Here is an 8,709-nt window from a genome sequence, read left to right as displayed (position 1 = left end):
GCTGTGCGGCTGCCGCTACGGCTGTCCGGACGAGGGCTCCGCTCGGCGACGCCTACCTTGACGACCGGCTGGCCTTTTTGGCGGCTGCTCTTCCGATCCGCATGGGCGGCGGCTGGGCCGGATGCATCGTCAGTTTCCGGCTCGACTTGAGTGCGATCAACCGTCACAGAGTCGTCAGTGTCCAGGTCGCTTGCTGCGGAGATGTTGGCTTCGCCCTGCAGGGACTCCTGCTCGTCTGCTGTGCCGGGATCGCCCGCGAGCTCCGCTGCGTCCAGACTATCCGCATTCTCCTCATCCGAATAACTCGCATGCGCGTCAGCCGCGTCTTCCTCTACAGACGCATAGGACAGCGTAGCGGCTGCGGCTTCCTCGTAGGGCGTGGCGATATCCTCCTCCTGGTGAGCCGGGCGGTGGCTAGCCGCGCCGCCGCTCCCGGCTGAGCGCTGCTGCGCGACCTCGGCCTGGGCCTCGCGGATGTAGCGGCGCAGCCGCTCTGCCGTCTCCGGCTGCGCCGCTGCCGGGCTACGCTCGAGGATGGCGGCCAGCTGGCGCGACCATTCCTCGCTCTGCTTGAGCGACTGGGCGAGCAGCCAGGAGGTGCGGGCATCGAGTGCCGTATCGCTGGCGGGTCGGGTCTGCTGCTGCCCGGATTGCTGCCAATCCGCCGCATACCGGCTTGTCAGACGCAGGATGGGGCCCCACTCCTGCAATACGCCAGCCAGCGGCGGCTCCAGTCCGGGCAGCGATTGCAGCAGCCAGGCCGTCTGCTCCTCCTCGCGTCGTTTCCATCGTTCGATCTCCTCCAACCGCTTCTGGGATGGGCTCCGCTCCTGTAGTTGGACCACGCAGATAACCTCCTTGCAAGGAATAAGCTGTCTCTACTTATTGTATTCCTCACTCTGCCTGACCTATGATTATGCCGGCGATACATGAAGTTTCTTTATTTTGTACACGATATCTTTAGTTTCCCTTCTTTTTGCAAATGTTTTCATGCGATATCTTTAGGATGCAAAAGCAAAAGGGTTACCAAACAAGGGGAGGTAATGAAGAACAATGGCGAACAAAAAGAAATGGTCGATGGCGATGTCGCTGCTGCTGGCCGGCTCGCTGGCGCTGACCGCATGTGGCAACAGCAACTCGGGTAGTCAGACAGGAACTGGCGGCGAAGGCGGCAATAGCTCCGGCGAAAAACCGGTCGAGCTGATCTGGTACACCATCGGCACGCCGCAAAAGGACCTGGCCAAGGTAAATGAAGAAATCAACAAATACACGCTTGAAAAAATTAATGCGACCGTGAAAATGAATATGCTCGACTGGGGCGAATACTCGCAAAAGCTGCAAGTGATGACTGCATCCGGTGAGCCGATGGACATCATGTTTACCGCTTCCTGGGCATTTGATTATGTACAAAACGCGCGCAAAGGCGCCTTCAAGCCGATCGACGAGCTGCTGCAAAGCCATGGCAAGGGCATCGTCGAAGCGCTCGACCCGGCGTTCCTCGAAGGCTCCAAGGTTGACGGCGTCAACTATGGCATCCCGGCCAATAAGGAGCTGCCGGCCCAAGAGGTATGGCGCTTCAACAAGCAGCTGCTCGACAAGTACAACCTGGATATTAGCCAGGTCAACTCGCTGGAAAGTCTGGAGCCGCTGCTCAAGACGATCAAGGAAAACGAGCCGAACATTACGCCGCTGGCAATCGCCAAGGACTTCGTGCCGCTGGCCGGCTATGACTATCTGATCGAGAAAATGCCGATGGCAATCAAGCTTGATTCGACAGATTTCAAGGTCGTCAATATCCTCGAGACGCCTGAGATGAAAAAAGAGCTGCAAACGATGCGCAAATACTATCAGGCGGGCTACATCCCGACTGAGGTGGCGACGCTCGACACGATGCAGGACGCGCTTAATGCCGGCACCTGGTTTACCGACCGCGCGGCAACGCAGCCATTCGCAGACAATCTGTGGTCCGCTAGCCTGGGCTACCCGATCGTCTCGACGCCAGCGAGCGAGCCTGTCATCTACAACTGGTCCGTTATGGGCTCGATGCAAGCGATCTCCGCCAACTCCAAGCATCCGGAGAAGGCGATGGAGTTCCTGAACCTGCTCAACACCGATCCGGTGCTGCGCAACATGGTCGACTCCGGCATCGAGGACGTACACTTCAAGAAAATCGGCGACAACGTCGCAGAAAATCTGCCGGAGTCCAAAAACTACGACATGCCAACATTCTCGCTTGGCAACGTCATGCTGACCTACCTCAATCCGGAGGATCCGGAGAACAAGTGGGAAGAATTCCGCAAGTTCAACGAGTCGGGCAAGCCATCGCCGATCCTCGGCTTCAACTTCGACACCTCCAAGGTGACGACAGAGATCGCGTCGCTGCAAAACGTCAAGGAGGAGTTCTGGTCCGCGATTATGACCGGTACCGTCGATCCTGAGCAGTATACAGCGAAGGCGATCGAGAAGTTCAAAGCGGCCGGTCTGGACCGCGTCATGGAAGAGGCGCAGCGTCAGCTGGACGAGTGGAAAGCCTCCAAGCAGTAAGCAGCAACACAAGGCAGGGCAGGCGAATGCGGATTAGCGTGTTCGCCTGCTCGCTATTCTCGGCCTGCCCGGCAGGCTGCGAACGAAGGTGAGGAGAAACGAAATGAAAATCGGACAGTTCTTCAAGGATCTATACCGCAACAAGGCGATGCTGATGTTCGTTTTGCCCGCCACGATCTGGTTCATCTGCTTTTCGTACCTGCCGATGGCTGGCGTCGTCATTGCCTTCAAGCAATACCGCTATTCCCCCGACGGCTTCCTGGCGAGCATTATTAACAGCGCCTGGGTCGGATGGGATAACTTTAAGTTTTTGTTCAGCACGCAGGATGCGTACATCATTACACGCAACACGGTGCTCTACAATGCCGTCTTTATCATCCTCGGTTTGATTATGTCGGTGGCGATGGCGATTATTTTGTCGGAGATCGTCAACAAACGGCTGGCCAAGTTTTTTCAGACCGGGATGTTCCTGCCCCACTTCCTGTCCTGGGTTATCGTCGGCTACTTCGTTTTCAGCTTCCTGAGCTATGACAAAGGCGTCGTCAATCAGTTCTTCGGCTATATGGGCTGGGACTTGCGGCAATGGTACAACGATCCGACCTACTGGCCGCTCATCCTCGTGCTGGTCAATGTGTGGAAAGGGGTCGGCTACAGCAGCGTCGTCTACCTGGCTGCAATCATGGGCATCGACAAGTCGCTCTATGAAGCGGCGATGATCGATGGCGCCAACAAATGGCAGCAAATCCGCCGCATCACGATTCCGATGCTGGTGCCGCTCATGACGATCCTGACGCTGCTGGCGATCGGCAAAATTTTCTATGCGGATTTCGGGCTGTTCTACCAGGTGCCGCGTGACTCGGGCACACTCTACTCGGTGACGAACGTCATCGATACGTACGTATACCGGGGCTTGAAGCTGACGGGCGAGATCGGCATGAGCACCGCAGCCGGCCTTTATCAGTCCGTGGTCGGATTCGTGCTCGTGATTACGTCCAACTATGTTGTGCGGAAATTCAATAAGGACAATGCGTTGTTTTAAAGTTGTCGTTCATCCAACGCATTGAGAGAGGGGTAAGAAGATGGCCGGACTGAAACGCAAGAGTCGTAATTTTTCGCAGCTGAATCCGGTGGCCAATGCAGGGGCGATACTTGCAGCCGGGATATTCGCATTTTTGTGCGTGTTTCCCTTCCTGTTCGTCGTCATTATCTCGTTCAGCGACGAGATGGCGCTCTCCAAAAACGGCTACCGGATCATCCCGGAGCAGTGGAGCCTCAAGGCCTACAAGTATGTGTTCCAGAGCGGCGACCAGCTGCTGCAATCGTATGGCGTGACGATCCTCGTCACGGTGATCGGCACGATCCTCAGCCTGGTGCTGATCGCATTGTTCAGCTACGCGATCTCCAGACGGAGCTTCAAATATCGTAATTTCTTCGCGTTCTTCGCTTTTTTCACGATGCTGTTCAACGGCGGTCTCGTGCCGACGTACATCGTCGTGACGCAATTGCTTGGCCTGAAGGATTCGATGTGGGCGCTGATCCTGCCGCTGACGGTCAACGCCTTCTACATTATGATCATGCGGACGTTCTTCTCGATCTCGGTGCCGGAGTCGATCATCGAGGCGGGCAAGATCGACGGCGCGAGCGAGCTCGGCATCTTCACCAGACTGGTGCTGCCGCTGTCGCTGCCCGGTCTGGCGACGATCGGCCTGTTCAGCACATTAGGCTATTGGAACGACTGGTTTAATGCGCTGCTCTATATCGACAATCCGAATCTGGTGCCGCTGCAGGCGATGCTGATGCGGATCGAGAACAGCATGCAGTTTATCCTGCAGAACTCCAACAACCCGTCGGTCAATGTCGGCTTGCTGTCATCGCTGCCGCAGGAGAGCTCGCGGATGGCGATGGTCGTGCTGGCGACTGGCCCGATCGTGCTGGCGTATCCATTCTTCCAGCGCTACTTTGTGCAAGGTCTGACGATCGGCGCGGTCAAGGAGTAGGACGGAGCGGGCAAGATCGGCTTCGAGAGAGAGTAGACGTCTTGACTTTGGATAAGGAGCGGTTGCCTGCTGGCGGCGTCAGCTCCTTATCTGGCGTTGGGGGCATTTGTGCATATAGTGCATAATAATGCAGTCAATGTCGCGAAAGTGAAGTAGTTTCATGATATAGACTGCGTTATACTACCATTGACTGTTTTTCATAACTGCCAATAGCAACCAATATTCGTAACGGAGGATTATGAACTCATGAAACAATTCAGATTGCCGGCCATCGAGATGCCGGAGTTGAGCCTGCCGAAAGCAGTCCAGGACGTATTGGCCGAAGCGGAGCAAAAGCTGTCGAATAGACCGCGGCTGCTCCAGCAGTTCCGCAACTGCTACCCGAATACGCTGGAGACGACGACCAAGCGGATGGAGGACGGCACGACCTTCATCATCACCGGCGATATCCCGGCGATGTGGCTGCGCGATTCGGTCGAGCAGGTGATGCATTATGTGCCGCTGGCCAAAGAGGACGCCGAGCTGCGCAGCCTGCTGCGCGGTCTGATCCGCCGTCATGCGATGTATATCGCCATCGATCCATACGCCAATGCCTTCAACGAGTCGGCGAGCGACTGGCACTGGAATACCGAGGACCAGACCGAGATGTCGCCTTGGGTATGGGAGCGCAAGTTCGAGCTGGACTCGATCTGCTTCTCGATGAAGCTTGCTTATCGGTACTGGAAGGAGACAGGCGCGGCGGACGTCTTCGATGCTTCGTTCAAGGAGGCAATGAAGGCGACATACGACCTGTGGCGGACAGAGCAATACCACGAGGAGCGCTCGCCGTACCGCTTCGTGCGGGACAACGGCATCCCCGAGGATACGCTGCAGCGCGGCGGTCTGGGCATGCCGGTCAACTATACGGGCATGATCTGGTCGGGCTTCCGGCCGAGCGACGACGCGTGCGACTACCATTACAATATCCCGTCCAATATGCTGGCTGCCGTCACGCTCAGCCAAATGCAGGAGATCGCGCAGTGGGTGTATCGGGACGAGCAGTTGCGCAAGCAGCTGGCGCAGCTGGAGCAGGAGGTGCGTCGCGGCATCGAGCTGTACGGTGTCTATCGCCATCCCGAGTTCGGCGAGATCTATGCGTACGAGACTGACGGCTACGGCAACCACTGCCTGATGGACGACGCCGGCACGCCGGGTCTGATGTCGATCCCGTATATCGGCTATGCCGGACTCGACGACGAGCGCTGCCGCAATACGCGGGCCTTCGCGCTGAGCAAAGCCAATCCGTTCTATTATGAAGGAACCGCTGCGCGCGGCATCGGCAGCCCGCATACGCCGCCGGGCTATATCTGGCATATGGCCCTCTCGATGCAGGGGCTGACGGCCACCGACCCGCAGGAGAAGCTGGCGATGATCGCGATGCTCGAGTCGACCGACGGGGGCACCGGCTACATGCACGAAGGCTTCGACGCCAACGAGCCGTCGACGTATACGCGCGACTGGTTCGCCTGGTCGAACAGTCTGTTCGCACAGCTCGTCTACCAGGCGATGAAGGAGGACCTGCTCTAATGACGAAGACGATCATCCTCTACGATCCGTCATTCCCTGCGGCGGCGCTGCCGGTCGATCTGGCCGACGGGCTGACGGCTGTCGGTCAGGTGACGACGGCGGTCGATCTGGCCGCTGCGCTGGACACGCAGACTGGCGGCAGCTTCGTCAATCTGCATGCGCCGTACTTCCCCAAGACGGCCTGGCCTGCGATCGTCCGCTTCCTGGAGCGGGGCGGCGGACTGGTCAGCGTCGGACCTGAGCCGTTCCGCCGGCCAGTCGTCGCGTTCGATGGCGTCTGGACGGCGGAGGCGGAGCAGACGGCGTATCACCGAGAGCTGCGCATCCATGAGATGCTGCCGGTCGACAGCGCGCCAGTCCGTACGCTGACGGCGCTCGACGAGCGGCCGCTGCTGGCGGAAGCGGCAGCGCTGCTGGATATCGCGCCGACCTGGAATATGGTGCCGCATGTGACCAAGAGCAGCGATCTGCCGCATCAGATGGGCTCGGCCGGTCCGATGGACGCGCGGCTCTATCCGCTGCTCAAGGGCGTCTCTGACGAGGGCCGCGAGGTGGCGGCGCCGGTCGTGCTCTGGGACAATAGCGGCGGCGCCTTCGCGGGCAGTCGCTGGCTGTTCGTCAACCAGGCGCCGGGCGAGCGCTTCTGGCAAGACGGCGGTCTGGCGCAGCTCGGCCGCTGGGCGGACTACTGCGCGCTCGGCGTCGCCGAGCTGTGGCTGAAGCCGGGCTATGCCTGCTACGAGCCGGGCGAGCGGCCGATGCTGACGCTCCAGTACCAGCACATGGGCCCGCATGCCGAGCCGGTGACGTGGACCGCCGAGCTGACACTCACGGCAGACGGAGCGGACGAGCCTGACTGGACGCATACCGTCTCGCTGACGGTAGACGGCGAGTACCGCAGCGAGCGGCTATTCGTGCCGATCGAGCTGGCAGCCGGCTACTACCATCTGGAGGGCCGTATGACCAGCTCGCGGGGCGAGTATCGGCTGTTGCGCCAGGGCATCTGGGGGATGGACCGCGAGCTGCTGGCCCAGGGCGAGCCGATCTCGGCAGGACGGGACTACTTTGTCCAGGACGGCCGCCCGATGCCGGTCGTCGGCATGACGTATATGACCTCCGATGTGGCGCGCAAGTTCCTGTTCCTGCCCAACGCGGCCGTATGGGATCGCGACATGGCGCAGATGGCGGGCGCGGGCATCAACTGGATTCGCACCGGCGTCTGGACGGCTTATCGCAATATTATGCAGGTGGACGGTCATGCCTCCGAGGAGGTGCTGCGGGCGATCGACGCGTTTATCTTGACGGCGAAGCGGCATCACCTGCAGCTGACGTTTACCTTCTTCTCGTTTACGCCGGAGACATGGGAGGGGGTCAACCCGTACCTCGATCCGCGCAGCGTAGCAGCGCAGAAGCGGTTCATCCGGGCGATCGTCTCGCGTCACCGCGACTCCAAGCATGTGGACTGGGATTTGATCAACGAGCCGTCGATGTTTGATCCGGCCCGCATCTTCTCGAACGGACCGCGCACCTGCGGCGACCGCTACGAGCAGGAGGCTTACAGCGGCTGGTTGCAGGAGCGGCACGGCGACATCCGCACGCTCCAGGAGCGGTGGAATATGACGCCGCAGCAGCTCCCGAACTTCGCAGCCGCGCAGCCGCCGGAGCCGGAGGAGATCAACTTCGACGTCCAGGACATGCATCAGGGCAAGCGCGGCACGCGCATCCTCGATTACACGCTGTTCTCGATGGACATGCACAACCGCTGGGCTCGCGAGCTGACGGCGGCGATCAAGGAGCTGTGCGCGGACCATCTGGTCACGGTCGGTCAGGACGAGGCGCTCGGCGCGCAACGGCCGTCGCCGCTGTTCTACGGGGAGGCGGTCGACTATACGACGGTACATTCGTGGTGGCTCAACGACCAGCTGCTGTGGGACGGCATTTTCGCCAAGACGCTGCATCGACCGAATCTGGTGCAAGAGACCGGCATCATGTACGTCGAGACGCCGGACGGCCGGGCCAAGCGGACCGAGGCCGAGCTGCGCTCGATGCTCGAGCGCAAGTACGCCTACGCCTTCGCCGCTGGCGGAGCGGGCGCGGTGCAGTGGATCTGGAACACCAACTACTATATGGACAATGCCAACGAGTCACATATCGGCGCACTGCGCGCCGACGGCACGGAGAAGCCGGAGGCCGACGTCTCCTACCGCTTCGGCTCGTTCATGCGCGAGATCCGCGACCTGCTCGTCGGACGGGAGCTGGAGGAGGTAGCGGTCGTCTATCCATACTCCAATGACTTCTCCAATCGTCCGCTCGCCTTCGAGGCGACGACGCGGCTGACGCGCGTGCTGGCCTATGAGCTGAACACGCCGTTCCGCGCTGTCAGCGAGTACGGACTGGCCGACCTGGAGGAGGCGCCGCCCAAGCTGATCGTGGTGCCAAGTCCGCACAACTTCGACAGCGCCGCCTTCGAGCGGCTGATCGATTACGTGCGTCGCAGCGGCGCGGTGCTGCTCTGGACAGGTCCGCTCAGCCTGGACGCCTACTGGCGCGCCGACGAGTCGCGGCTGGCAGGCGAGCTGGGGCCGCAGCAGACGGTTAACGT

At 60.1% G+C, this 8,709-nt stretch carries 5 protein-coding genes and 1 pseudogene; 5 read left to right on the top strand and 1 reads right to left on the bottom strand.

Annotated elements, in window-relative coordinates; translation table 11 throughout:
* Positions 1-845: pseudogene (locus tag PA598K_RS28400) on the bottom strand (hypothetical protein); the annotation flags it as partial.
* 208 nt (positions 846-1,053) lie between these two features.
* Between PA598K_RS28400 and PA598K_RS28395 the strand changes: the two are divergent.
* From PA598K_RS28395 to PA598K_RS28375, 5 genes are all read left to right on the top strand, one after another.
* Entirely contained in the window at positions 1,054-2,544 is a 1,491-nt protein-coding gene (locus PA598K_RS28395; protein ID WP_128660175.1) for an ABC transporter substrate-binding protein, read from the top strand.
* A gap of 103 nt (positions 2,545-2,647) precedes the next feature.
* On the top strand, positions 2,648-3,583 hold the full coding sequence (locus PA598K_RS28390; protein ID WP_128660174.1) for an ABC transporter permease: 936 nt from the start codon (positions 2,648-2,650) through the stop codon (positions 3,581-3,583).
* A gap of 40 nt (positions 3,584-3,623) precedes the next feature.
* Complete coding sequence (locus PA598K_RS28385; protein ID WP_128660173.1) at positions 3,624-4,541, top strand: carbohydrate ABC transporter permease; 918 nt, start codon at positions 3,624-3,626, stop codon at positions 4,539-4,541.
* A gap of 246 nt (positions 4,542-4,787) precedes the next feature.
* The gene (locus tag PA598K_RS28380) at positions 4,788-6,107 is read left to right on the top strand and encodes a glycoside hydrolase family 125 protein (RefSeq protein ID WP_128660172.1); all 1,320 of its coding nucleotides are present in this window, start codon (positions 4,788-4,790) and stop codon (positions 6,105-6,107) included.
* The coding region (locus PA598K_RS28375) for an alpha-amylase family protein (RefSeq protein ID WP_128660177.1) at positions 6,107-8,709 on the top strand (2,603 nt) is incomplete at its 3' end. The genes PA598K_RS28380 and PA598K_RS28375, both read left to right, overlap by 1 nt.

It is taken from the genome of Paenibacillus sp. 598K, assembly GCF_003851045.1.
Lineage (GTDB): Bacteria > Bacillota > Bacilli > Paenibacillales > Paenibacillaceae > Paenibacillus_D.
Note: the sequence above shows the minus strand (reverse complement) of the source record. Positions and strands in the feature narration are given on the sequence as shown.